This window comes from Kribbella sp. NPDC003505, assembly GCF_040610875.1.
GTDB lineage: Bacteria > Actinomycetota > Actinomycetes > Propionibacteriales > Kribbellaceae > Kribbella.
Window position 1 is genome coordinate 208,074 of the sequence record NZ_JBEXNA010000008.1, and the last position, 25,214, is coordinate 233,287.

Annotated in this window: 22 protein-coding genes; 12 read left to right on the top strand and 10 right to left on the bottom strand. The window is 70.4% G+C overall.

Annotated elements, in window-relative coordinates:
• Window position 1: 1 nt before the first annotated feature.
• From ABZX12_RS27180 to ABZX12_RS27195, 4 genes are read right to left on the bottom strand one after another with little or no spacing between them, the layout of a single operon-like run.
• Entirely contained in the window at window positions 2–1,018 is a 1,017-nt protein-coding gene (locus tag ABZX12_RS27180) for a DNA topoisomerase IB (RefSeq protein ID WP_355697579.1), read from the bottom strand.
• A 2-nt stretch (window positions 1,019–1,020) separates the two neighbouring features.
• Window positions 1,021–1,533: a DUF1360 domain-containing protein gene (locus tag ABZX12_RS27185; protein ID WP_355697581.1), complete on the bottom strand. Its 513-nt coding sequence runs from the start codon at window positions 1,531–1,533 to the stop codon at window positions 1,021–1,023.
• Between the two features lie 7 nt (window positions 1,534–1,540).
• Window positions 1,541–3,133 carry an alpha-amylase family protein gene (locus ABZX12_RS27190; protein WP_355697583.1) on the bottom strand — a complete coding sequence of 531 codons (1,593 nt, stop codon included), beginning with the start codon at window positions 3,131–3,133 and terminating at the stop codon, window positions 1,541–1,543.
• A 40-nt stretch (window positions 3,134–3,173) separates the two neighbouring features.
• Complete coding sequence (locus tag ABZX12_RS27195) at window positions 3,174–4,346, bottom strand: alcohol dehydrogenase catalytic domain-containing protein (protein ID WP_355697585.1); 1,173 nt, start codon at window positions 4,344–4,346, stop codon at window positions 3,174–3,176.
• A gap of 142 nt (window positions 4,347–4,488) precedes the next feature.
• On the opposite strand from ABZX12_RS27195, the gene ABZX12_RS27200 reads away from it, so the two are divergent.
• Window positions 4,489–4,845, top strand: a complete 357-nt coding sequence (locus ABZX12_RS27200; RefSeq protein WP_355697587.1) for an SRPBCC domain-containing protein — start codon at window positions 4,489–4,491, stop codon at window positions 4,843–4,845.
• 4 nt (window positions 4,846–4,849) lie between these two features.
• Here the strand turns inward: ABZX12_RS27200 and ABZX12_RS27205 are convergent, their stop codons facing one another.
• The 4 genes from ABZX12_RS27205 to ABZX12_RS27220 form a co-directional block, all read right to left on the bottom strand.
• Window positions 4,850–6,637, bottom strand: coding sequence for a thiamine pyrophosphate-requiring protein (locus ABZX12_RS27205; protein ID WP_355697589.1), 1,788 nt, complete (start codon window positions 6,635–6,637; stop codon window positions 4,850–4,852).
• A 68-nt stretch (window positions 6,638–6,705) separates the two neighbouring features.
• Window positions 6,706–7,410 carry a 4'-phosphopantetheinyl transferase superfamily protein gene (locus tag ABZX12_RS27210; protein ID WP_355697591.1) on the bottom strand — a complete coding sequence of 235 codons (705 nt, stop codon included), beginning with the start codon at window positions 7,408–7,410 and terminating at the stop codon, window positions 6,706–6,708.
• A 25-nt stretch (window positions 7,411–7,435) separates the two neighbouring features.
• Entirely contained in the window at window positions 7,436–8,671 is a 1,236-nt protein-coding gene (locus ABZX12_RS27215; RefSeq protein ID WP_355697593.1) for a chitosanase, read from the bottom strand.
• Window positions 8,672–8,821: 150 nt separating this feature from the next.
• Window positions 8,822–12,211, bottom strand: coding sequence for a beta-N-acetylglucosaminidase domain-containing protein (locus ABZX12_RS27220; protein WP_355697595.1), 3,390 nt, complete (start codon window positions 12,209–12,211; stop codon window positions 8,822–8,824).
• A 145-nt stretch (window positions 12,212–12,356) separates the two neighbouring features.
• Here ABZX12_RS27220 and ABZX12_RS27225 point away from each other — a divergent pair, with 145 nt between their 5' ends.
• The 3 genes from ABZX12_RS27225 to ABZX12_RS27235 all read left to right on the top strand — a co-directional run bounded on the left by ABZX12_RS27225 (window position 12,357) and on the right by ABZX12_RS27235 (window position 15,938).
• Window positions 12,357–13,508 carry an ROK family protein gene (locus tag ABZX12_RS27225; protein ID WP_355697597.1) on the top strand — a complete coding sequence of 384 codons (1,152 nt, stop codon included), beginning with the start codon at window positions 12,357–12,359 and terminating at the stop codon, window positions 13,506–13,508.
• 123 nt (window positions 13,509–13,631) lie between these two features.
• Window positions 13,632–15,440 carry a bifunctional metallophosphatase/5'-nucleotidase gene (locus ABZX12_RS27230; RefSeq protein ID WP_355697598.1) on the top strand — a complete coding sequence of 603 codons (1,809 nt, stop codon included), beginning with the start codon at window positions 13,632–13,634 and terminating at the stop codon, window positions 15,438–15,440.
• A gap of 48 nt (window positions 15,441–15,488) precedes the next feature.
• Window positions 15,489–15,938 (top strand): MarR family transcriptional regulator, encoded by a 450-nt coding sequence (locus ABZX12_RS27235; RefSeq protein WP_355697600.1) that lies wholly within the window; start codon window positions 15,489–15,491, stop codon window positions 15,936–15,938.
• Between the two features lie 4 nt (window positions 15,939–15,942).
• Here ABZX12_RS27235 and ABZX12_RS27240 read toward each other — a convergent pair whose 3' ends face one another.
• Entirely contained in the window at window positions 15,943–16,239 is a 297-nt protein-coding gene (locus ABZX12_RS27240) for a hypothetical protein (RefSeq protein WP_355697602.1), read from the bottom strand.
• 185 nt (window positions 16,240–16,424) lie between these two features.
• On the opposite strand from ABZX12_RS27240, the gene ABZX12_RS27245 reads away from it, so the two are divergent.
• Both ABZX12_RS27245 and ABZX12_RS27250 read left to right on the top strand, forming a co-directional pair.
• Complete coding sequence (locus ABZX12_RS27245; protein ID WP_355697604.1) at window positions 16,425–17,387, top strand: glycoside hydrolase family 6 protein; 963 nt, start codon at window positions 16,425–16,427, stop codon at window positions 17,385–17,387.
• A gap of 84 nt (window positions 17,388–17,471) precedes the next feature.
• Window positions 17,472–18,434: a helix-turn-helix transcriptional regulator gene (locus tag ABZX12_RS27250; protein ID WP_355697605.1), complete on the top strand. Its 963-nt coding sequence runs from the start codon at window positions 17,472–17,474 to the stop codon at window positions 18,432–18,434.
• On the opposite strand, the gene ABZX12_RS27255 is transcribed toward ABZX12_RS27250, so the two are convergent.
• Window positions 18,392–18,955: a helix-turn-helix domain-containing protein gene (locus ABZX12_RS27255; protein WP_355697607.1), complete on the bottom strand. Its 564-nt coding sequence runs from the start codon at window positions 18,953–18,955 to the stop codon at window positions 18,392–18,394. The two genes, ABZX12_RS27250 and ABZX12_RS27255, sit on opposite strands and share 43 nt — an antisense overlap.
• Before the next feature lie 166 nt (window positions 18,956–19,121).
• Here ABZX12_RS27255 and ABZX12_RS27260 point away from each other — a divergent pair, with 166 nt between their 5' ends.
• From ABZX12_RS27260 to ABZX12_RS27285, 6 genes are all read left to right on the top strand, one after another.
• A complete protein-coding gene (locus ABZX12_RS27260) occupies window positions 19,122–20,174 on the top strand; it encodes a diaminopropionate ammonia-lyase (protein WP_355697609.1) in 1,053 nt (350 codons plus the stop codon).
• A 31-nt stretch (window positions 20,175–20,205) separates the two neighbouring features.
• Window positions 20,206–20,802 carry a sigma-70 family RNA polymerase sigma factor gene (locus tag ABZX12_RS27265; protein WP_355697611.1) on the top strand — a complete coding sequence of 199 codons (597 nt, stop codon included), beginning with the start codon at window positions 20,206–20,208 and terminating at the stop codon, window positions 20,800–20,802.
• Entirely contained in the window at window positions 20,799–21,704 is a 906-nt protein-coding gene (locus ABZX12_RS27270; protein WP_355697612.1) for a hypothetical protein, read from the top strand. The genes ABZX12_RS27265 and ABZX12_RS27270 overlap by 4 nt, the downstream gene beginning before the upstream one ends.
• Window positions 21,705–21,791: 87 nt before the next feature.
• Complete coding sequence (locus ABZX12_RS27275; protein ID WP_355697614.1) at window positions 21,792–23,000, top strand: MFS transporter; 1,209 nt, start codon at window positions 21,792–21,794, stop codon at window positions 22,998–23,000.
• On the top strand, window positions 22,997–24,202 hold the full coding sequence (locus ABZX12_RS27280; protein WP_355697616.1) for an MFS transporter: 1,206 nt from the start codon (window positions 22,997–22,999) through the stop codon (window positions 24,200–24,202). The genes ABZX12_RS27275 and ABZX12_RS27280 overlap by 4 nt, the downstream gene beginning before the upstream one ends.
• Window positions 24,199–25,197, top strand: a complete 999-nt coding sequence (locus tag ABZX12_RS27285; protein WP_355697618.1) for a hydroxyacid dehydrogenase — start codon at window positions 24,199–24,201, stop codon at window positions 25,195–25,197. The genes ABZX12_RS27280 and ABZX12_RS27285 overlap by 4 nt, the downstream gene beginning before the upstream one ends.
• The last annotated feature ends 17 nt before the right edge of the window (window positions 25,198–25,214 follow it).

Below are 25,214 nucleotides of genomic sequence, written 5' to 3' on the forward strand. Positions count from 1 at the left end.
CCTACTCGCGACTGTCCTGGTCGAGGACCTTGTTCACCGCGCGTTCCAGCTTGACCCGGATCTCCTCGTCGGAGAGATCGTCGCCGACGCGGTCCACGGTGCCGGCGATCGTCCGGCCGTGTTGGTACTGCTCGACGACGCGTGGGTCGACGTACGACGCTCGTGCCACGGCCGGTGTGTTGCCGAGGTGCTCGGAGACCTCCTCGAGCATGTCCTTCACCGCCGCGTTCAGCGCCTTCTTCGTCGCGGGCGGGTCCGCCTCGGCCAGATCGACCGCGGCGTGCACAGTCGCGGTCCAGGTCCGCAGGTCCTTCACGGTGAAGTCCTCACCGACCAGTTCCCGGAACCGGTCGTTGATCATTCCCGCGTCGATCTCGTGGTACTCGCCGTCCTCGCGATACACCAGCAGCCGCTGCTCACCGTGCCGGGCGCGTTTCAGAGCTCGAACCGCCGCGACCAGGTTGTCGTCGTCGAGCTCGAGCGTCCGCCGCTGCCCGCCCTTCGCGCGGAAGTCGAACACCAGCTTCCCGTGGCTGACCCGGACGTCGTCGCGCAGCAACGTCGCCGCGCCCCGGCTCCCGTACTCCTCGGCGTACTGCGTGTTGCCCGTCCGGAAGACGCCGTAGTCGAGCATCCGCAACGCGACCGCCAGCACCCGCCGCCGCTGCAGGCCCTTCGCGCATAGGTCCTCGTCCACCGCCTCGCGGAAGGCCGGCAGTTTGCGCGCCAACTGCCGGACGCGGTCGTGCTTGTCCGCGTCCTGCGCCGTCCGCCAGTCGTCGTGGTAGAGGTACTGCCGCCGCCCGGCCTCGTCGGTCCCGACAGCTTGGATGTGCCCGTTCGGAAAAGGGCAGATCCACACGTCCTCCCAAGCCGGCGGGATCGCCAGCGTGCGGATCCGTTCCACCACGTCGGTGTCGTCGATGACGTTGCCGTCGTCGTCGAGATAGCTGAACCCGCGCCCTCGCCGCCGACGCGTGAACCCCGCCTCGTCGGGATGACTACGCCGCAAGCGCACTGTCAGTCCTCGGCCGACTGCTGGAGGTTGGCGTAGATCAGCTGCAGGTAGTCGGCCCCGGCGACCGCTGTCAGTGCGGAAGCCGCGATCCGCGTGAAGCGCGGCGCGAACAGGAAGCCGATACTGAACCCGGTCGCCACCCACACCGCCAGGCAGAACGGGCAGCTCACCAGCTCGCCGATCGCGTGCCGGAGCTCTCCGTCCTCGCGCACCTCCTCCGTCACCTCGGCGGGCCCGGCACTGTCCCGGTAGCGCGTGAACGGCATCCGCAGCGGGCTGGTGATCGCGTCCTTGCTGATCAGCCGCGCCAGCTTGTGCGTCCCCGCGGTCATCAGGATCAGGTCGTACGGCGAGATTCTCCGGCCGCTCGTACCGCGCAACGCAGCCACCGCGCCCGCGGCACCGGCCAATCCCGCGAACGCGGTCATCGCGACCACGTAGCCGCCGAGCGGCCGGTTGGCGCCTTGGCGGTATTCGTCGGCCGTCTCACGGACCGATTCGGCCAGCTTCGTCATGATGGGATCACCTCGTGTCGTCGTGGACGCGTAGCCAGCGGTAGCCGTGGCCCGTGAGTCGGACTGTCGTGCCGGAGGCGGGCTCGTACTCGCCGTCGGCCAGCAGGTCGGAGCGTGCGTCGTACGGGATGTCGACCTGGAGATCGTCGGGCGACAGGTTCGCGAGCATCAGGACGGCGTCGCCGGGGCGGTGGTGCACGACCCCGAAGACCGAGCGTTGCCGCAGCGACAGTGCGTCGCAGCGGGCCGACGGACAGTCGCCGAGGTCTCGCCGGGTCCGGGCCAGCTGGGCCACCTTGCTCAGCTGCGAGTCGGGCCGGAGCTCCTGGTCGGCGACGTTGACCCGCGAGTACCCGTACGGCCCGCGCTGGACAGCCGCCGGACGGACCGTGTCGGGCGGCGCCTTGCTGAAGCCGCCGTTCGGGTCCGCCGACCACTGCATCGGCGTCCGCACCGCCGCCCGGTCCGGCAACGACAGGTCCTCGCCCATCCCGATCTCCTCGCCGTACCGGATGACCGGTGCCCCCGGCAACGACTGGACGATCGCGTGCGCCAGCACGGTCCGGCGGACGTCGCCGAGCATCGGAGCGAGCCGGCGGCGGATCCCGCGGCCGAACACCCGCATCTCCGCGGCCGGCGCGAACGCGGCCAGCACCTCGTCGCGCTCGGACGGCGACAGCCGGTCCAGGTCCAGCTCGTCGTGGTTGCGCAGCCAGTTGACGTAGGTGCACCCGTCCGGCGGCTTCGGTTGCGCACGTAACGCGCGGACCAGCGGCTCGGCGTCGCTGCGGGCGAGCGCGAGGAACAGCAGGTTGTTCGTCCAGAAGTCGAGTACGGCGTGCAGGCGGCTCGCGTCGCCGAAGTAGTCGTCGTACTCCTGCGGCGGGGCGTCCACCTCGCCCATCAGCGGCGCATCGCCGGCCGCGTCGGCGAGTTCGGTCAGGAACCAGAAGCCGTCGTCACGCTCGTCGGTCAACGCCGCCTGGCGGACCATGTAGGGCACCGCATCGACCCGGAACCCGTCGACGCCGCGGTCCAGCCAGAACCGGATGATCCGGGCGATCTCTTCACGCACAGCCGGGCGGCCGACGTCCAGGTCGGCCTGGTGCCGGTAGAACGCGTGCCGGTAGTACATCCCGGCGTGCTCGTCGTACGCCCAGATCGAGTCCTCGACACCGGCAAAGACGGGCTCCCGGACGACGGGATCGTCGCGCGGCTCCGCGGCCCACACGTAGTAGTCGCGGTACGGCGAATTGGGGTCGTCCCGCGCTGCCCGGAACCAGGGGTGCCGCACCGAGGTGTGCTGCACGACCAGTTCGACCAGCACCCGCAGATCGAGCTCGTGACACCGCTCGACGAGTTCCTCGAAGTCCGCCATGGTGCCGAACCGCGACGAGACGCCGCAGTGATCCACGATGTCGTACCCGGCATCGAGGTACGGCGACACGTAGAAAGGCTGCACCCAGATCGTGTCCGCCCCGACGGCCCGCACATGGTCGAGTCTCCGGACGATCCCCTCGAGATCACCCACGCCGTCCCCGTCGGCGTCGAAGAACGTCGCCGGGTCCAGCTGATAGATCACCCGCCCGTCGAGTCGCATACCCCGCCGGTACCCGTCCGGCACGCCCTGAACGCCCCGGTCACGGGTTGAGCAGGACCTTCACCATGTCGTCGGTCTTCTGCTGGAAGGACTCGTACGCCGCCGGGCCGTCCGAGAGCGGCAGGTGGTGGGAGGCGAACGTGTCGACGTGCAGCGGATCGTCGTCGGTGAGCAGCGGGAGGATCTGGCTGCTCCAGCGCCGCACGTTGGCCTGCCCCATCCGGAGCTGGATCTGCTTGTCGAAGATCGTCAGCATCGGCATCGGGTCGGCCATACCGCCGTACACGCCGACCAGCGAGATCGTGCCGCCGCGCCGGACGACGTCGATCGCCAGGAGCAGCGCGGCCATCTGGTCGATGCCGGCCTTCTGCATGACCTTGCGCTGGATCGCGTCCGGCAGCAGACCCGCCGCCTGCTGAACGGCTCGCGCGACCGGTGAGCCGTGCGCCTCCATCCCGACGGCGTCGATCACCGAGTCCGGGCCGCGGCCGTCGGTCAGGTCGCGGATCGTGTCCGCCACCTCGCCGGAGTAGGCAAGCGCCTCCACGCCGTACGCCGTGGCGCGTTCCAGTCGCTCGGGCACCAGGTCGACGCCGATCACCCGATGACCGCGGTGCATCGCGACCCGGCAGGCCATGTCGCCGATCGGTCCCAGCCCCAGCACGACGACCGTGCCGTCCGGCGGTATCCCGGCGTACTCGACCGCCTGCCAAGCCGTCGGAAGCACGTCGGACAAGTAGACGAACCTGTCGTCCGGCGGCCCTTCGGGCACCTTGATCGGACCGTACTGCGCCTGCGGCACCCGCAGGTACTCCGCCTGCCCGCCCGGCACCTGCCCGTACAGCTTGGTGTAGCCGAACAGCGCCGCGCCCATCCCCTGATTACGGACCTGCGTCGTCTCACATTGCGTCTGCAGACCCTGCGCGCACATGTAGCACGAGCCGCAGGCGATCTGGAACGGGACCACGACCCGGTCGCCGCGCTGCAGATTGCCCACCTCGGCACCGGTCTCCTCCACGATCCCGATCACCTCGTGGCCGAGCACGTCACCGACGTCCAGGAACGGGCCCATCACCTCGTACAGGTGCAGGTCCGAGCCGCAGATACCGCTCGAGGTCACCTTCACGATCGCGTCGGTCGGTTCCTCGATCCGGGGATCCGGAACCTCGCCGTACCCGATCGACCGTTTTCCCTGCCAGGTCAGTGCTTTCATACCTGTCCGGTGCCACACCTGTCCCGGCTGAAAACGGACGCGTAGTGATCGCGGAGGCGGGCACTGGTTGTCCATGGCGCATATTTCGCAGGAACGAAGGGCGCCCCGTTCGGCTCGGGCGCCGCAGCTCAGATATGTCCGCATGATCGAGTGTGACGCCGACCGCCTCTGGAGCCTCATCACCCGGCCGGAGCTGCTCAGCGGCTGGCTCGGGCAGACCGTGCTGAGCGACACCCAGCACGGCGGCTTCACGATCGCGACGGGCGCGCATGTGCAGCACACCGGAATCGTGACGACGTGCTCGCCGCCGCACTACCTCCAGGCGGCCTTCAACAATCCGCCGCACCATCCGAGCACGGTGCTCGTGGACGTCGTACCGGCCGGCGGGTACAGCCATCTGATCCTGACCCACGGCGGTATCCACCGGGGCATGCTGCACAGCTACGACGTCCTCTGGACCGAGGCCCTCGACCGCCTGAAACAGGCGGCCGAGGGCTGAGGGCTCACGACTTGCCGGGCAGGAACTCCTGCACCTTGGACTTGAACCCCTCCTTGATGACGGCGGCCCGGTCGCTGTCACCCCGGACGATCGATTCGAGGGCCTTCTCCATCTGGTCCCAGGTGGCGTGCGGTGGGATCGGCGGCACCGCGGGGTCCGTCCGGAACTCGACCACGCACGGCCGGTCCGACCGCAACGCCTCGTCCCAGGCGGGGCCGACCTCCTCGGGCTTCTCGGCCGTGATGCCGTGCAGGCCGAGCAGCTTCGCGTACCCGGCGTAGGGGAATTCCGGCAACTCCTGGGACGGCAGGAACTGCGGCGATCCGCCCATCGCCCGCAGCTCCCAGGTCACCTGATTGAGGTCGTTGTTGTGCAGGACGGCGACCACGAGCCGCGGATCGGCCCATTCCTGCCAGTACTTCGCGATCGTGATCAGCTCGTTCAGCCCGTTCATCTGCATCGCGCCGTCGCCGACCAGCGCGTAGCACGGCCGGTCCGGCAGCCCGAACTTCGCGCCGATCACGTACGGCACGCCGGGTCCCATGGTCGCGAGCGTCCCGGACAGCGATCCGCGCATCGTCCCGCGGATCTTGACGTGCCGCGCGTACCAGTTCGCCGCCGACCCCGAGTCGGCCGCCAGGATCGCGTCGGAGGGCAGCCGTGCCGACAGCTCGTGGAACACCAGCTCCGGGTTGATCGGATCCGCCGACGTGTGCGCGCGCCGCTCCATCACCTCCCACCAGCGCGTGACGTTGCTCTCGATCCCCGACCGCCAGGACCGGTCCTCCTTGCGCCGTACCAGCGGGATCAGCGCGCGCAGCGTCCGGGCCGCGTCCCCGACCAGGTTCACCTCGAACGGGTACCGCATCCCGATCATCGTCGGATCGAGATCGATCTGGATCGCCCGCGCCTTCCCGAACTCCGGCAGGAACTGGCTGTATGGGAAGTTCGACCCGACCACCAGCAGCGTGTCACAGTCCGTCATCAGCTCGTACGACGGCCGGGTGCCGAGCAGCCCGATCGAACCGGTCACCCAGGGCAGCTCGTCGGACAGAACGTCCTTGCCCAGCAGGGCTTTGGCCACACCGGCCCCGGTCAGCTCCGCGAGCTCCGTCACCTCCGCGGCCGCGCCGCGTGCGCCCTGGCCGACCAGGATCGCCACCCGGTCCCCGGCGTTCAGGATCTCCGCCGCCCGGTCGACCTGCTCCGGGTCCGGGACGGATGCGGACCAGCTCAGGTCCATGCTCGACGGGACCATCTTGAATGCGTGCGACGGCGCCGCGTACTCGAGCTCCTGCAGGTCCGACGGGATGATCAGCGCGGTCACCGTACGGCGCGCCGTGGCGATCCGGATCGCCCGGTCGAGGACGTTCGGCAACTGCTCGGCGACCATCACGGTCTCGCAGTACTCGGCCGCGACGTCCTTGAACAGCGTGTGCAGGTCGACCTCCTGCTGGTAGCTGCCGCCCATCGCACTTCGGGCCGTCTGGCCGACGATCGCCACCACCGGGACATGGTCGAGCTTCGCGTCGTACAGCCCGTTCAGCAGGTGGATCGCGCCCGGGCCGCTGGTCGCCGTACACACGCCCACGCGGCCGGTGAACTTCGCGTACCCGACGGCCTCGAACGCGGCCATCTCCTCGTGCCTGGCCTGGATGAACCGCGGCTGATTGTCCGCCTTCTGCCACGCCGAGAGCAGCCCGTTGATGCCGTCCCCGGCGTAGCCGAAGACCTGCTCGACACCCCAGTCCCGCAGTCGCTGGAGTACGTAGTCGCCCACTGTCGTGCTCATGTCACTCCTCCTGACGGCACGTCCGCATCCGCCCGCCGGTACCCGGGCCACTTGCGGGCAAACGGCTTTCAGGTCAGGAGGAGTGACCGTGCGTCGTGCTCGGTGATCGTGAGTTCGTCGCGGCTGAGGACGGCCAGGGACGCCAGGTGGTCGGTGCGGGTGGCGAGGTCGTGCAGCTGGATGGTGGCGGTGAGCTGGTCGCGGCCGGTCCAGGCGAGGACACGGGGCGGTTCGGTCGGGGCGGTCACGGTGATGAGGTTGAGGGGTTGCCGCAGGCCGTCCTCGGTCGCCTTGACGACGGCTTCCTTGCGCGTCCAGTACCTGATGAAGTCCGCAGCCGACCGCACCTGACGCTCCTCGGACGGCGTGAGCACCAGCGGGGCCACGGCGGCCTCGACGGCGCGGATCTGCTCGACGTCCAGTCCGAGGGGCGCGACGGTGCCCACGGCAACCCCGATGAGATCGCCCGAGTGCGAGACCGACACCTGCCGGCCGGGCCGCGGCCCCGCCACCCGAACCTTGCCGTGCGGCCGTCCGCACTCAGGACACGTCCGGTCGAGCTGGATCTCGTCGGGGCGGCAATCCAGGTCGGTCGCCAGGACCGACCGCGTGACGGCCACGCCGATCTGGAAGCGGAGCCGATCGTCCGACCGCAGATAGGCGGCGGCGCGGGCCCGCTCCGCACCTACGAGCAGGCGGGCCGTTGCCGCATCGAGCGCGTCGTCCACCTGCGACAGCCGCACCCACCACACGCGGACTGTCGCCGTACTCATGCGCCTCACTGTAGCGAGGCTCGCGTCATCCGCCGCTCTTGCCGAAGACCTCGAGCTCCCACAGCGAGTAGCCGTACGACGTGCCGCGGGCGGTCCCGTACACGCGCAGGTACCGGCCCTGGCCGGTCAGGTTCGCCCACTCGTCCGTGCCGCCGCTCCCCGCGGTCTCGGTGGCCAGACTCGTCCAGGTGGAACCGTCGGCGGAGATCTCGACCCGGTAGGCCTTCGCGTACGCCGCCTCCCAGCTGAGCCGGACCTTCGACACCGTCGCACCCGCTCCGAGGTCCACCCGGATCCACTGCGGATCGGATCCTTCGGCGCTCGCCCACCGGGTGGACGTGTTGCCGTCCACGGCGCGGCCGGCGGTCAGGGTCGAGTCCTCGACGGACGACGCGGTCGCCGGCCGGCCCTTCGAGATCAGCGTGTCGGTCGGCTCCGGATCGGTGCCGGGGTCGGGATCGGAGTCGATCCGGAACGGCTCGCCGTACACCGCCCAGCTCAGCGGCGTGTTCAGGTCGAGGTTGCCGTTGTCGAGGAAGACCCGCTGCGCCGTGTCGACCCGGCTGGTGTCCTCGTGCGCGGCCTCCTTCTTCATCTCCACGACGCGCGCGTCGAGGAACGCGTTCAGGTACTCGACCTCGTCGCCGCCGTCGGCCGGGGTGTCGGCGTGCGCCCTGGCGTCGGCGCGGATGCTCTGCAGGCCTTCCTCGCCGTGCATGACGATCGCGTCGTAGTAGGCGAACTGGCCGAGGGTCCGCAGCCCGTCGCCCTTCGCCTGCGCGACCGCCGGGTCGAAGTAGACCCGGTCACGCTCGTGTTCCTGGGCGGCCTGGAACTCCGGCGTCGCGGCCGCCTCCTTCCAGGCGCCGGTGAAGCCGGGATCGAGGCCCTCGTGCGAGTCGCTGCCGTCGACGTTCCGGAGCGCCGGCAGGTACTCGGCGAGCGGGTTGTCCGGGACCTGGCCGGTGTAGTACTCGACGAGCTCGAGCATGTCGTGCGTTCCCGAGCAGAAGCCGATGATGCCGGCCGTGTAGCCGCGGCCGTCGCCGATGTCCTCGATGTAGCCGAACTGGTCCCGCCAGTTCAGCGACGAGTTCTCCGCCGAGGACACGATCTGCTGGGCGATCTCCTTCTTCACCGGGTCGTCCAGATCCGCCGCCTCGGCCGCGTGACCGGCACCGAGGAACACGGTGGCCGGCACGGCGGCCAGTATCAGTGCCGCAGACCATCTCGAGAACCACTTCACCGCGCGTCGACGCATGCTCTTCTCCTTCTTCCGGGTGGGCTGAGCCCAGTCAGGGAGGTGCGCTCAAACTGTTAGGAAAGTTTCCTAATCGTGCATTGATAGCGCGCCGACCCACCCTCCCGCAAGAGGAAGAACAGCACTTTACGACAAAATAGTCGCCAAAAACTACAAATCCTCCGCATACGTCTCGAATTCGTACAGCGAGTAGCCGTACTGCGTGGCCCGGTCGACGCCCTGCAGCCGGACGTAGCGGGCGCTCGCGTCGAGCCAGACCGTGTCGGTTCCGCCGTCCCCGTCGGTGACCTCGGCCGCGGTCGTCCACGTGTTCGCGTCGTCGGAGACCTGGATCCGGTACGCCGCGCCGTACGCCGCCTCCCAGCGCAGCACGAGCTTGCCGAGCCGCGTCGTCGCGCCGAGGTCGACCTGGAACCACGAGGCGTCGTCGTAGCCGGACGCCCAGCGCGTGCTGGCGTCGCCGTCGACGGCGAGGTCCGCGGTGAACGACGTGCCGGGCTCGATGCTCGAGGCAACGACCGGGCGATGCAGCGCCACGTTGACACTGCCGGTGCGCGGCCGCACCGCGACGCGCAGCACGGCCTCGAAGGTGGTCGTACCGACGGTGAACCGCACCGGGATGTCCACGTCCGCAAGGGCTGCGTCCGCGGGCGGCGTCAGCTTCACTGTCACGGACCGCGTGAAGCCGCGCTTGACGGCGACCGCCGTACTGGCCGGATCGACGGTCCAGCCGGCCGGCGCGGCGATCGTGAGGGTGCCGCTCACATCGACGCCGCGACCGGCTGAGACGTCCACGACCAGGCTCGACACCTCACCGCGGATCACGTCGGTCCGGTGCTCGTCGACACGCACCGCGGCGAGCGGAGTGTCCGCCCACAGCGGCACGATTTCGGCCACGGCCGGCGTACCGCTCTTCCAGACCAGGCGCACGGCCTCGGCTGTCAGGTCGTTCACGGGCACCTCGGCGTACGCCGACGCGACGGAGCCGACCTGCTGCCAGGCGCCGCCGACCTGGACCTCGACGTCCGCGGATCCGACGGCCGACGACCGCTGGAGAACAGTGAGACCGGCCAGTTCCCGGGGAGCCGACAGGCCGACGGTCAGCGCATCACCGGCCGCGGGCGCCGCGACCGGCAGGTACGCAGTCTCCGGATTCCCGTCCACCGCGGACCGGTACGACGAGCCCGGCGCGGGGGCCGGCGTACCAGTAGCCGTCAGCGTCGTCTGCCGTCCACCGATCGTCTCGACCGAGAATTCGCGCACCACCAGCCAGAAGTCGCTCGCCGACAACGAGCGGTAGCGGACGTAGCGTGCTGTTGTCCCGGCCGGGGCGGTGGTTCGTACCTCGGCCGTCGTCGCTCGGGTCAACTCCGTCCACCGCGTGCCGTCGAGCGAGTACTCCAATGCTCCCGAGTGGATGTAGTCGTTGGGGCTCGACGACTTGCCCATCAGGAGCGCGATCGCGCCGATCGTCGCGGGCGCGCCCAGGTCGACGCGAATCTCGGAGCCCGGGGCCGGGGCGCCGCTGCTCCAGAAGAACGTGTTCGGGTCTCCGTCGACCATCCGGGCCGGCACGTTGTCCTGGTACGTGCCCAGGTTCGTGGTTGCCGTCCGGCCGGGCTGTACGCCGAGCCAGCGGTCGTGGACCCGGCCGGTCTCGGCGATCAGCTCGTCGACCACCCGCTCACCGATCCGCGGATAGGTACCGCTGTGCGGGAGGCGGCTGTCGCGGATCGCCTTGGCCTCGGTGACGAGACCGCTCAACTGCTGCCGCGCCGTCCACGCCGCCGCCCCGTCGCCGGCGTCCAGCGCCGCGAGCAGGCCGAGCGCGCGCTGCATCGCTTGTCCCCACAGCTCCGTTGCCTTCAGCCACGATTCGGCCTCGACTGCGAACGCCGGGTCGGCGACACCGTACCGGATCCTGGCCGGAGCCGCGACGACGGCGTCGACCTTCGGACGGAGTGCGGCGATCGCCTGGGACCGCTGCCCGGACCGCCACAGCTGCCAGAACTGCTCGACCGCGGCACCGAACACCGGCGCACTCTCCGGGTGCAGCGTGCCGTCGTAGGTGTTGAGGTCGGCGAACACCTGCAGCGCGGCGATCGTCGCCGGGTCGTTGCCCGCGCGCTCGGCCAGGGCGCGGCGGTGCGACGCCTGCTCGTCGTACGTCGCCGGGTTCCAGCCGAGCTCGGCGAACGAGTACAGCGCGATCTTGCTCACCGCGGCCTGGTTCATCGGATTCGAGATGACGCCCGCGACGTGATCGGCGATGGCCGGCTCCCGGCCGCTGTACGGCGCCAGCAGCAGCCGTCCGGCGGCGTAGTCGTTGACCGGGTAGTTGTCCCAGATCAGGATGTCGTGGCCGAACACCGCCTTCGCCTGGGCCGCCTGCGCCGCCGTGATCGTCCGCGGCACCACGCCGATGCCGGTCCAGTGCACGACGACGTCGGTGTCGAGCTGTTCGCGCAACGCCTTCTTGTACGGCGTTTCGCTGACGTTGTAGTACTCGGTCGGGACCATCTGCAGCGGCGCGACGTCGGGCTTGGTCTCCACCCATTCGCGCTGCACCCGGTTCAGCAGCTCGCTCTGCGCCCGGCCCGCGGCGCCGCCCCCGGTGCCGTACTTCGCCTTGTCCGCGTCGCAGTGCCAGGTGTTGTAGTCGATGTCGTCGAGCGGCACGTTGAACGACCTCGCGCCCACGTCGTACAGCGCCTGGAACTTCGCGATCAGCGCCTGGAAGTCCGCGTCCGAGGTGTAACAGATCGACAGGCCCGGCGAGAGCGCGAAGGTGAAGTCGACCTTGTTCTGCCGTGCGCGGGTGACGAGCTCGGCGAGCTGCGCGAGCTTGTCCGCCGGGTACGGGTCGCGCCACTGCTCCCGGTGGTAAGGGTCGTCCTTCGGCGCGTACTCGTAGGTGTTCATGCGATGCTCACCGAGGTAGCTGAGCTCGTCCAGCCGGTCCGCGTGCGACCAGGGCGTGCCGTAGAAGCCTTCGATCGCGCCGCGGTAGCGCATCGTCGGCCAGTCCCGGATCGCCACGCCGGGCATCCAGTCGGCGCCGGGACGGGCCTGGATCAGCTGTGCGAGGGACTGGGCCGCGTAGTACGTGCCGTCGGCGTCGACGCCGTCGAGCACGACATGACCGCGATCGTTGCTGTCGCGGCCGGCCGCGAGCACGTACCCCTCGACGGGCAGTCCGGTGCTGTCCGGCACGCGCAGGGCGCTCAGCACCGACGCGTCCCGGCCCAGCCAGATCGTCACCGGCGTCCGCGGATCGGCGCCGTCCGTGGTCCGGACAGTCGTCACACCGGCCCGGCTCAGGACCTGGCGGACGACGCGCTCGGCATCGGCATCGGTCCGCGCGGTGCGGACCAGACCGACCACCGGAGTGATCGGAAACCCGTCGGCGCGCGGCACGACCTGTTGCGGCTGCGGAGAAACCACCGGAGCCGCGGCCGGGGCGGCACCGGCGGACTGCGGCACGAGCACGAGCGGGACAACCAGAGCGAACACACTGACGGCAGACCGGAGCAGGCGCATGAGTCTCCTCGGGCAGGCGGACCTCTAGTTAGCCAGTGCGCAGAACTGCTCGTCAAGGGTTCAACCTAGTCACCTTCAGGCAATGTTGCGCCGGCGTGGGGAAGGCTGCGAAGACGGGGTGAGCTCGGTCTAAGCTGGCTCGATCATGGGGCCCTCGGACGGTGGCGACCAGTCTCGCCTGCGGCAGCTGAACGAGCGGGCGGTGCTGGCGTCGGTGCGGGGCGCCGGGGAACTGCGGGTCGCTCAGATCGTGGAGCGCAGCGGGCTCGGGCGGACCGCGGTCGAAGAGGTGCTGGCGAGCCTCGTGGCGCGGCGGTGGCTGGTCGAGGAGAGTCCGGCGATCCGCGGCCGCGGCCGACCGGCGCGCAGCTACCGGTTCCGCGCGGAGGCGGGGTACGTCGCCGGCCTCGACATCGGCGCGTTCTCGATCCGAGCGGTGCTGACCGATCTCGACGGACGGATGCTCGCGGACGTACGGCGCTCCGTCACGCCGCAGACACCACGGAAGAAGCGCTTGGCCACGGCCGACCAGGTGATCGCCGACTGCGCGCGCGAAGCCGGCGTACCGGTCTCGCGGGTGTGGGCGGTCGGCGTCGGCACCACCGGCCTGGTGGACCCGGCCGGCACCGTCGTCCGGGCCAACGCGATCCCGGACTGGGCCGGCACCGACCTCGCCGGCCACTTCCCGGCGCAACTCGTTGTCGTCGACAACGACAGCCAGCTCGCGGCGCTGGCCGAGCTGCGTCGCGGAGGCGCGCAGCACGCGTCGGACATGGTGTTCCTGCACGCAGGACGCCGGACCGGCTTGGCGCTGGTGCTCGACGGGCAATTGCGACGCGGCGCGTACGGCGCGGCCGCGGACATGTCCGCGCTGCGCGGCGTCGCCTGGGAGGCCGCGCTCGAGCACCTGCACGCCGTCGTACCGGCGGAGGTTCCGACGGTGGACAAGGCCGAGCGCGCGTTCGCCGCCGCCCGCGACGGGAACAGCGCCGCGCGGGCGGCCGTCCGGAAGTACGCCCGCGCGATGGCGGTGGCCGCCGCGACCGCGATCGCGATCGTCGACCCGCGGCTGCTCGTACTCGGCGGGGCGTTCTCGCAGGCAGCCGACATCCTCATGGAGCCGCTCGCTGCCGAACTCGAGCGGCTCTGTCCACGGGTCCCCGAGTTGCACGCGTCGTCGCTCGGCGCGCTGTGCGTCGCGCTCGGCGCCGCCAGCCTCGCGCAGGACGCGATCGACGCCCGGCTGCTGACTGCCGGCCGCGGCCCGCTCCCCCGGTTGTCCGCGCGCAGCATCTGACGAGCACGTTGGCCGATTGTTCATCGGGCCGTTGACGCCTGTCCGGTCCGGCAGCTAATAATGTCGCAAACAGGCGATAATCGCGCACTAACGCGCACCCTCCCGCCAGGAAGCAGGTTTGCCGTGAACAGTCGGATCCGCCGCCGGACGTTCCTCACCGCCACCGGCGCGATCGCCACCGCCACCGCGGTCGGTGACGTCGCCTACGCCACGCCGCACGCGCTCGACAGCGCCTCGTCCGGGCCCTCGGAGTACGTCGACGTGCAACTGCTGAACATCACCGACTTCCACGGCTACCTGCAGCCGACGACGCCGAGCCAGGGCAGCGTGATCACCGGCGCCGGCGGCGTCCAGGTCACCGTCGGCGGCGCCGGGTACCTGGCGACGCACCTGAAGCGGCTCCGCGAGGGCCAGCCGAACTCGATCTTCTTCTCCTCCGGCGACAACTTCAACGGCTGGCCGTTCGAGGTCGACGCACACGCGAACGAGCCGACCATCGAGGCGCTGAACGCGATGGGCCTGCAGTTCAGCACGGTCGGCAACCACGAGCTCGACCACTCGGTCGAGTTCCTCGTCGACCACATCGAGCGCGGCAAGCCGTACCCGGTCAGCGGGCGCGACGACAACTTCGTCGACTCGACCGGGCAGCGCTTCCAGGGCGCGAACTTCCGCTTCTACACCGCGAACATCGTGCATGCGGACACCGGCAAGACGATCGTGCCGCCGTACAACATCGAGTGGGTCGACGCCGGGCACGGCCGGAAGCTGCCGATCGCGTTCATCCACCTGACCCTGGTGGGCAGCGAGGTCGGCTCCACGTCGTACCAGCCCGGGCTGCGGTCACTGTCCGACCTCGAGCAGGCGAACAAGCTGGCCGCCCAGCTGAAGAAGCGCGGGGTCAACGCGATCGTCATCAACATCCACGACGGCGGCGTCGCCGGCAACGACTACAACGCGGGCACGAACCCGTCGGGGCCGGTGTTCCAGCTCGCGGCGAACGCGTCGCCGGACATCTGCGCGATCGTCACCGGCCACTGGCACTGCCGGTTCAACATGATGGTCCCGGACCCGAACGGCGTACCGCGGCCGGTCGTCGAGGCCGGCAACCACGGGTCGCTGATCAACGAGATCAACCTGAAGCTGGACCCGCGCACCGGCGAGGTGATCCGCGAGCTCACCCGCTCGACGAACCACGCGAACTCCCGCGACGTACCGCTCGACGAGGAGCTGCAGTACATCGCCGACTACTGGACCGCCCAGGGCAAGAAGCGGTACGCGACGCCGCTGGCCCGGGTCACCGCCGACTTCACCCGGACGCCGAACACGTCGGGCGAGAGCACGATGGGCAACCTGGCCGCGGACTTCGCCTACTGGGACGCGAACCAGCACCGCGACGGCCGCGCCGACCTGGCTCTGATCTCGGTCAAGCCGGTCTCGGGGTCGAACGCGCTGACCGGCGACCTGCTCTTCGCCAAAGGCAGCAACGCGTCCGACGTGGACGGCACGGTGCTGTTCGGCGAAGCCTGGGGCGCCTTCGGGTACGGCAACCCGATCCTGACTGTGACACTGCCAGGCACCCAGCTGCACGCCGCCTTCGAGGCCCAGTGGGTGCCGCAGGCCGACGGGACCGAGAAGTTCGCGCCGTTCGCCGTGTCGCACAACGTCAGGTACAGCTACGACAAGACCCAGCCGATCGGTCAGCGCGTGGATCCCGCGACCGTGCTGATCGACGGCAAGCCGCTCGACCTGGACCGCGACTACCGGGTCGCCGCGCTGGCCTACACGCTGATCGGCGGCGACGGGACCACGGTCTTCAAGGGCTTCACCGACCCGGTCCGCAACGACCGTGACCACGAAGGCTTCATCTCCTACCTTCGCGCCCACCCGGTGCTCACGCCCGCACCGCTCGGCCGCGCGGTTGCGATGAGCTAGGCTGCTGTCCGAGATGATCTGAAACTCGGATGATACGAGAGCGGAAGTATGCCGAAGCGCAGTGCCGAGATCCGGACCGCGTTGCGGGACCTGCGGGTCCAGCTCGCGCTGCTGAACCATCACGTCGGCTACCAGCTGTCGCTGAAGGACGCCGAGCTGGACTGCCTGGACGTCCTCGCCCGGGACGGGGCGCTCACGCCGAGCGTCCTGGCCCGGCGCTCCGGGATCCACCCGGCCACGATGACCGGCATCCTCGACCGGCTCGAGCGCGGCGGCTGGATCGTCCGCGACCGTGACCAGGCCGACCGCCGGCGGGTGACGGTCAGCGTCGTGAAGGACCGCGCGGCCGAGGTCTACCAGCTGTACCGCGGGATGAACAGCGCGGTCGACCGGATCTGCGCCGGCTACTCCGAGGACGAGCTCGACCTGATCGCCGGCTTCCTGCGCCGCTGCGCGGAAGCCGGCGAGACGTCCACCGCGAAGCTCGCGGCTACCTGACGCCTCAGATCACACCGCCGGTCACACCGCCGAACGCGCCGGCGTGATCGGCGACCCACTGCCCGAAATTCCGGGCCGGACGGACGAGGACGCGCCGCACCTCGTCGGTGACCTCAGCCGGCTGCCCGGCGCCGCGCTCGTACCGGGCCATCAACGCGCTCACGAACTCCTCCGCGAAGTCGCCGTACGGCGCACCGACGACGTCGCCGCCGCGGATCTGCGCGCCGAACATGCCGATGACGTTGGTTGCGAACGAACTGGGCCGTACGGCGACCCACGGCAGGCCGCTTCCGAGCTTCAAATTACATCAACCATCGGCTGACGATTGGAAGCGCTCTCGGAGACGGGAATTGAGGTTGCGTGCAGTTTTCAGCGACCAGCTACAGACTGTTGACGACCAGCAGCTGGTCCGACACGATCGGGAACGGCACTAAAACTGGAAGCGCTCCCGGAGCATCCGCCCCCATCTCGAGACAGGAGCAGCACATGCGATGGATCCACAGAGGCCTGGTCGCGGCCGGCCTCGTCCTCGCCGCCGTCGTCCCGGCGCAGCAGGGCGCCGGCGCCGCCACCACCGGCAACCCCGTCCAGCTGACCAGCGGCTTCTACGTCGACCCGAACTCGAACCCGGCCGTCTGGGTCCGCAACAACCCCGGCGACAGCCGCCGGACCGCGATCCAGAACTCGATCGCGTCCAAGCCGATGGCGCGCTGGTTCGGCAACTGGAGCACCCCGATCGGCACCGCGGTCGGCAGCTTCGTCGGCGCCGCGGACGCCGCCGACAAGCTGCCCGTGCTGGTCGCGTACAACATCCCCGGCCGGGACGCCTGCGGCGGCCACTCCGGCGGCGGCGCCGGCACTCCAGCCGCATACCGCACCTGGATCCACGACTTCGCCGTTGCCATCGGCAACCGCCCGGCGGTGGTCGTGATCGAGCCCGACGCGCTCGGTGACTTCAACTGCCTGAACGCGGACCAGATCGCCGAGCGCAACGGGATGCTCAGCTACGCCGTCCAGCAGTTCAAGGATCTGACGCCGAACGCGTGGGCGTACCTGGACGGCGGCAACGCCGGGTGGGTGGCCGCCGACGTGATGGCGCAGCGGCTGAACGGCGCGGGCCTGGCGAACGCGCACGGCTTCGCGCTCAACGTCTCGAACTACTACACCACCGCACAGACGGTGAGTTACGGCAACGCGGTCAACAGCCATCTGTCGGCGGCGAAGCCGTTCGTCGTCGACACCAGCCGGAACGGCAACGGCGCGGGCAGCGACTGGTGCAACCCGCCCGGCCGCAAGCTCGGCGTCACCGCCCAGACCGGCGGCGGAGCCGAGATGCTGTTGTGGATCAAGGTCCCCGGCGATTCCGACGGCGACTGCGGCATCGGCGCCGGCATCCCGGCCGGCACGTTCAGCCCCGACCTCGCCGTCCACCTGATCAACGGGAACTAGCGGGAGGAGTCAACTACCGTCAGTCAGCCCCCGGGCACGCTCTGAGGCTGTCACGTCTCGTAATCGGGGGTGTATGACTGCGTAATGACACCTGCGTCCGTGGAAGTGCGGCGGGAGAGTGTTCACAGCAGCGGGCTCGACGCGACGATGCAGTTGCTGAACCACATCTACCCGAATCGGACGCGTCTGGTCGGCAGGCACCCGGACAGCGGTTCACTCGCGCTCAGTACGGCGGACTGCGGCGGCGTCGGCGCCGACCGATGCCGGATGCAGATGCGGTTCGACGCCGCCACCGACCCGTGGCGGGACCTCAACGCGATCTGGCTGATCAAGGGCCGGCTCGGCATCGACGACCAATCGCTCACCGCGGGCGACAGCTTCCTGTACTCGGTCAAGGACGCGATGCGGTTCCGGTCGCAGCCGCTTGAGCTGATCGTGATCCGCATCGGGCAGGAGGACGTCGCCCGCGCGGCGGCACGCCACTTCGGCGTCGTACCGAAGGACCTCTGGCCGGTCGGCGGCCGGCCGGTGTCGCGGGCGATGAACACCCATTGGCAGGTCCTCAGCGGGTTCGTCCGCCAGACGCTGGCCGCGGCGCCGTCGGTCGCCGAGCATCCGCTGGTCGCCGGGCAGCTGGTCGAGTACGTCGCCTCGTCGATGCTCGCGGCCTTCCCGAACGCCACGATGCAATTGTCGCACGTGGCGTCCCCAGGAGCGGTCGGTACGGCGACCCTGCGCCGCGCGGTCGCGTTCGTGGACGCCAACGCCGACCGGCCGATCACGATCGAGGACATCGCGTCGGCCGCCGGGACCGGCGCCCGCGCGCTGCAGTATGCGTTCCGCCGGCACCTCGGCTGCACGCCCCGCGAGTACCTGCGCCGGGTTCGGCTGGAGCGCGCGCATCGCGAACTCCAGGACGCGGGGCCCGGCGAGACGGTCGCCGGAATCGCGCTCCGCTGGGGCTTCACGTCGACGGGGTGGTTCACCCGCCACTACCGGGACACCTACGGGCGGTCCCCCGGGACGACGCTGCGCGAGAGCCGCTGACGGCGCGCGGTCAGCATGGTGGCGATCTCGTGCCGGTACACCGGCCGGGCCACGTCGCAGGTGTGTGTGAGGCGACGAGCGCGCAGCATCTGCTGAATGTCGTCGACCTCCATCCCGAGCGCGCTCGCCGCCGTCGACAAGGTCAGCCAGCCGCGGCGCAGCACCACCAGCACCTCGACGTCGTTGCGCCGCAGCGGCAGCTCCCTTCCGTGTGCGGCCAGCAGTCCGGCCGTGATCAGCCGCCGTACGCCGGTCTGCCCGAGCCCGAGCATGGCGCCGGCTTCCGCGACCGAGATCCACTGGTCGAAACCACACCGGGCCACGTCCGACAGCAGCAGCCGGCGGTGCGTCCGGGAGCGAGCCGGCAGGTGCCCGGCGCGGACCAGCCCGGCGACTCGTTGCGGCGCTACCCCGAGCAGGACCGCGGCCTGCGCGGTCGTGATCAGCGGGTCGTCGACCATCACCGGCTCACCGAGCAACCCCTCCAGCCGGGCTCGATACTGCTGGGCCAGTCCGTCCATCGCTGCCCTCCCCCAGGTTGCCGGCGGGGCAGGGGCGTCGACCCGACCCGTCGGCGTGCTGAGCCCGATTGACCCACGCCCTGACCTGGAGCGCCAGCACGGCCTTCGCCTCTCGGCGCGCGGCTTCGGATTCCGGCGTCGGCTGTGCCCACGGCAGACTCGGACCATGAACGAACCTCGTCGTACGGCGGGCCTCCGCGGACCGAGGCCCTGGGCAACCAACCCTGAGGCTGCGCGGTGGATCGCGCCGGGTGTCCGGGACTCCGCGCTCGAGTTCCACCGGAGCATGCCCGGGTACGCCGTGACTCCGCTCGTCGAGGTGCCTGCGCTCGCCGGGTCGCTCGGGGTCGGGAGCGTCTGGGTGAAGGACGAGTCCAACCGGTTCGGACTGCCGGCGTTCAAGGTGCTCGGCGCTTCGTGGGCGGTCAACCGGGCGCTCGGCCCGGCGCGGACCTTCGCGGAACTGGCCGCGCTGGTCGCGGGCAGGCGGCTGACGCTGGTGACCGCGACGGACGGCAATCACGGACGGGCGCTCGCCTACCTCGCGCGGCTGCTCGGTCTGAGGTCGCGCATCTACATCCCGGCCGGGCTGCCGGCGGAGCCGGCGCAGGCGATCCGCGACGAGGGCGCGGACGTGGTGAGCACGGACCTGTCGTACGACGACGCCGTCCGTGCCGCCGCGGCGAGTGTGCACGCCGACGAGGTACTCATCCAGGACACCGCCTGGCCCGGGTACGAGGACGTGCCGCGATCGATCGTCGCCGGGTACTCAACGCTGTTCGCCGAACTCGACGAACAGCATCCGGCCGACATCGGGCTCGTCGTGGTCCCGGCAGGCGTCGGCTCGCTGCTCCAGTCCGCCATCGAGCATTACCGGACCGCGGGCCGCCGCCCGTCGATCCTCGCCGCCGAACCGGTCACCGCCGCCTGCGTCACCGAGTCCCTCGCCGCCGGGCACCCGGTCACCGTCGACACGTCCGCCCCGACGATCATGGCCGGCCTCAACTGCGGAACCGTCTCCACCATCGCCTGGCCCGTCATCCGGAACGGTCTCGACGCCGCAGTCGCCGTCACCGACGCCGAGACCCGCGCCGCCCAGGCCCTCCTGCACTCCCACCACGTCCACACCGGCCCCTGCGGCGCCGCCACCCTCGCCGCCCTCCAGGCAACCGGCCTCCGTCCGCCCACCGCCGTCGTTCTGGTCAACACCGAACGATGAACCCCGGCTCCCGGGCCGGGACACATACCGGGTGAATGCGGACGATCCGGAGGTGGCGGTGGGCGACGAGGAGTTGTGGCGGCGGGGCGCGGACGGGGAGCCGGAGGCCTTCGGCGACCTGTTCGATCGGCATGCCACGGCCGTGTACAACTTCGTGTTCCGGCGGATCGGGTCGTGGAGTGACGCCGAGGACCTGACCTCGCTGGTGTTCCTGCACGCGTGGCGGCGGCGCGGCGAGGTCGTGCTCGTGCACGACTCGGCGTTGCCGTGGTTGTTGCGGACAGCGGACTTCGTGGTGCGCAACGAGCGGCGCCGGCAACGGTTCCGGTGGCTCAACCTCCACCGGCAGGCGCCGGCGACGGACGAGCCGGATCACGCCGACCGGGTGGCTGCCCGGATCGACGACGAGCGGGACGCACGGCGGTTGCGGGAACTGCTGCGGAGGTTGCCGCGGCACGAGCAGGAGATCGTCGAGCTGTGCTTCTGGAGCGGCCTCGACGCACAGTCCGCGGCCGTCGCGCTCGACGTACCGCTCGGCACCGTGAAGTCCCGGCTGGCCCGGGCCCGCAAGCGCCTTCGCGATCTCAGTGTCGCCGTACCGTCGGAGTCCTTGGAGAACCTGTCATGAACGAGTTGCTCACCCGCCGGCCCGACCGGCCGCTGCCGCCCGGGGCGCACGAGCGGATGCGCGCCGACCTGCTGGCCGCGATCGAGTCCGAGCCGCCACGCCGGCGGATCCTGGCCCCGGCGCTCGCGGCCGCGGCGGTGCTCGCGGTGGTGGCCGGCCTCGCGCTCAGCGTCCGGGCGTTCCGCACCGAGGCCGCACCGCCCGCGGGCGGGCCGCCCGTCGTCAGGGCGTTGACGGCCTCCGAGACCGACGCGCTGCGTACCCAGTGCCTGGCCGAGGCGAATCGGATCACCAGCAAGTCCCTTCCGCACCCGTTCACGGACTACAAGGTGGTGAAGGCGTTCGAGTTCACCGACGTGAAGGATCCGGACGTCGTCAGCACCTGGCTGATCGGCTCCGGCCTCCAGACGTATCCGACGATCGGCCGGCATCCGATGCCGGAGAGGAGCCATCCGGCGTACTGGCTGTGCAGCCGCACGGCCGGCGGCGTGATCAGTGAGCCCAGCATTCGGTTCTCACCGGGTGCCGTCCTGAGCGGCGCGCCCGGGATGCGGATCGCTCGCAACGCCGGCGTGTACACGAAGACGGTCGCCCGCGTCACCGTGCAGCCGAAGGGGCAGCAGCCGATCGAGGCTCTCCTGCAGGACGGATTCTGGTTCGCGCCGACCGTCGGCCGCACCGACTGGGGCCCGTACGACGCCGACGACCCCGGCCGCGGGGACTTCGTGGTTCGCGGGTACGACGCCGCAGGCGCCCTGCTCTTCACCGACAGCGGCCCGAACTCGGCGGCAGCTCCGGTCACCTGTCCGTACGTGAACGTCACGTTGCCGAACGGCCGGCACACGTTCACTCCGAGTCCGCCCGTCAAGCCGGAGTGTGTCGAGTACCGCTGGCCATCCTGACCGTCGGTGATCGTAGCTGGGTCGTTTTCTGCAGATTTGATCAGATTCCTCTTGCCGCGAGCGATCCGCTCAGGGTGAGATTGGCAGATGACGCAAACGCGACCCGCCGACGCGGCGCAGGGGCGGGACTTCTCCTACCGCCCGTTCATCTGGCTGGCGGTCGCGACGTTCTCGATGGGCATCGACGGCTACGTGCTGGCCGGACTGCTGCCGCAGATCGCGGGCGACCTCGAGGTCACGCCGGCGGCCGCGGGCCAGCTGATGTCGGTGTTCGCGTTCACCGCCGCGCTGGCGGGCCCCGTCCTCGGCACCCTGACGTCGCGGTGGGAACGCCGGACGACGATCGTGCTGTCGCTCGGGGTGTTCGTGCTCGGCAACCTGGTCGTCGGGCTCGCCGCGAACTACCCGATGGCGCTCGGCGGCCGGGTGCTGGCCGCGCTGGGCGGCAGTCTGCTGAACGCCGCGGTCACCGGGTACGTGATCGCGCTGACGCCGGTCCGGCACCACGGCAAGGCGTTGTCATTCGTGCTCGGCGGCTGGATGACCGCGACCGCGCTCGGCGTGCCGATCGGGCTGGTCCTCGGGCAGTCCAGCTGGCGGTTCCCGATGATCCTGGTCGCGGCCGTCGGCACGATCGCGCTGCTCGGCATCATGCTCCGGCTGCCCCAGCTGCATCTGCCCGGTGGGACCCTGGTCGAACGCCTCCGCCCGCTCGGGCAGCCGCGGCTGGTCGCCGGGCTGCTCGTCACCACCGGCATCCTGTGCAGCAGCTACGCCTGCTTCACGTACGCGACGCTGATCCTCGGCCCGCACTTCCACGCCGAGTGGGCGATCATCCTGATCATGTTCGGGTACGGCGTCTCGAGCATGGCCGGCAACGCGGTGACGGGCCGGCTGGTCGACAAGTTCACCGCGCTGCGGGTGCTCACCGTCGTACTCGTCGGGCTGCTGCTGAACGCCGTTCTGGGCATGATCGCGCTGATGTTCGCGCCGGCAGTCGTTGCCGCGGTGTGGGGGCTGATCTGGTTCTTCTCGGCCGGTGTCGGCAACGGCGGCGCGGCCGTGCCGCAGCAGGCCCGGCTGGCGCAGATGGCGCCCGACTCGGCCGCGATCGTGATGGCGCTCAACGGCAGCGCGATCTCGCTCGGATCGGCGCTCGGCAGCGGCCTGGGCGGTGTCGCGCTGACCGCGGGCGCGGCGCCGAACGGCCTGCTCGGCGTCTCCGCCGTCGTACTGGCTCTCACCGTCGGGCTGCATGCGCTCGTCACCCGTGCCTCACAAGCCGCCGTCAGGTGACGGAGACGTGCGCCGCTGAGACGGATGCGGATCAGGAATTCTCGTACCGGCCGTTGGCCTGGCTGGCGGTCGCGACCTTCTCGATGGGGATCGACGGCTACGTCCTGACCGGGTTGCTGCCGAGCATCGCCGAGGACCTGCACGTGAGTGTGGCGGCCGCCGGCCAGTTGATGTCCGCCTTCGCGCTGACCGCGGCATTCGCCGGGCCGGTGCTCGGAGCGGCCACCTCGCGGTGGGAGCGCCGTACGACGATCGCCGCCGCGCTGGCCGTGTTCGTGCTCGGCAACCTCGTCGTCGGGCTCGCCACGACGTACCCGATCGCGTTCGCCGGCCGGGTGCTGGCGGCGCTCGGCGCCTGCCTGCTGAACGCCGCCGTGAGCGGCTACGTGATCGCCGTGACGCCGGTCCGGCACCGCGGGAAGGCGTTGTCGTTCGTGCTCGGCGGGTTGCTGACCGCGACCGCCCTCGGCGTACCGTTCGGGCTGCTGATCGGGCAGTCCAGCTGGCGCTACCCGATGATCCTGGTCGCCGCGATGGGCGTCGTCGCGCTCGCCGGCATCCTGCGCGGCCTTCCCCGCCGGCAGCTCCCGGCCGGGCGACTCACCGACCAACTGCGGCCGCTCGCCCGGCCCCGGCTGCTCGGCGCGCTGCTCGTCACCACCGGCATCCTGACCGGCAGTTTTACCTGCTTCACGTACGCCGTCCTGATCCTCGGCCCGTCCTTCCCGGCCGGCTGGATGATCGTCGTGATCATGTTCGGGTACGGCGTCGCCAGTGCGCTGGGAAACGCCGTCACCGGCCGGCTGGCCGACCGCTTCGCCGCACCGCGCGTCCTCACCGTTGTCCTGGTCTTCCTGCTGCTGAACTCGATTCTCGGAATGGCCGGCCTGATGCTCACCTCGGCCGCCGCCCTCGCGGTCATCGCCGTGAGCTGGTTCTTCGCCCAGGGCATCGGCAACGGCGGCGCCGCCGTACCGCAGCAGGTCCGCCTCGCCGGCCTCGCACCCGAGTCCCCGGCGATCCTGATGGCGCTGAACGGGAGCGCGATCTCGCTCGGCTCCGCACTCGGCAGCGCCCTCGGCGGGCTCGCGCTGACAGCCGGGTCCGCACCGCACGACCTGCTCGGCATCGCGGCCGTCGTCCTCGCCGGCACACTGGTGCTGCAGCTGACGGTTTCCCGCGTGCCTAGAATTCGGCCATGACCGGAAAACTGCGCATCGTGCTGGCGGCGACACCGTCGTACCGGGAGATGGTGTTCGCGCCGGACAGTGTGGCGCGGCTGGAGGCGCTCGGGGAGGTCGTCGTCCTGGACGATCCGGGCGATGCGGACGCGTTGACGGCGGCGCTGCCCGGGGCCGACGTACTGATCACGTCGTGGGGCGCGACGCCGCTCACCGCGGCGGTGCTCGATCATGCGGAACGGTTGCGGCTGATCGCGCACAGTGCGTCCTCGGTGAAGCATTTCGTCACCGAGGAGGTGTTCCGGCGCGGGCTGCGGATCACACAGGCGGGCCAGGCGATGGCGGAGCCGGTCGCCGAGGTGTCACTGGCGTTCACGTTGAGCATGCTGCACCGCATCCAGCGGTTCGATCACCAGATGCACGCCGGGGCGTGGCGGAACGCCGTACCTCCGCAGCACGGCCTGACGGCGTCGCGGATCGGCGTCGTCGGGGCGTCCCGGACCGGTGTCGAGTACATCCGAATGCTCGTCGCGCTGCGGGCTCACGAGGTCGTCGTCCACGATCCCTATCTCACCGACGAGCGGGCGGCCGAACTCGGCGTACGTCGTACCGCGCTGGACGAACTACTGCGCACCAGCCGGGTCGTCGCCCTGCACGCGCCGACGCTGCCCGAGACCCGCCACCTGATCGGCGCCCGCGAACTCGCGCTGATGCCGGACGGCGCCGCGCTGATCAACACTGCCCGCTCCTGGCTGGTCGACACCGCCGCACTGCTTGAGGAGCTCCGCACCGGACGGATCGACGCCGCCCTGGACGTCTTCGACGAGGAACCCCTGCCACCCGACGACCCGTTCCGCGGCCTCCCCAACGTCCTGCTCACGCCCCACCAGGCCGCCGCCACCGTCGAGTGCTACTTCGAGATGGGCGAAATCACCGTCAACGAGATCGAACACCACGCGGCAGGCCGCCCCCTCCAGTACGAGCTGACCGAGGCCACGCTCGCCCGAATGGCCTGATCAGCAGACCACCGCCG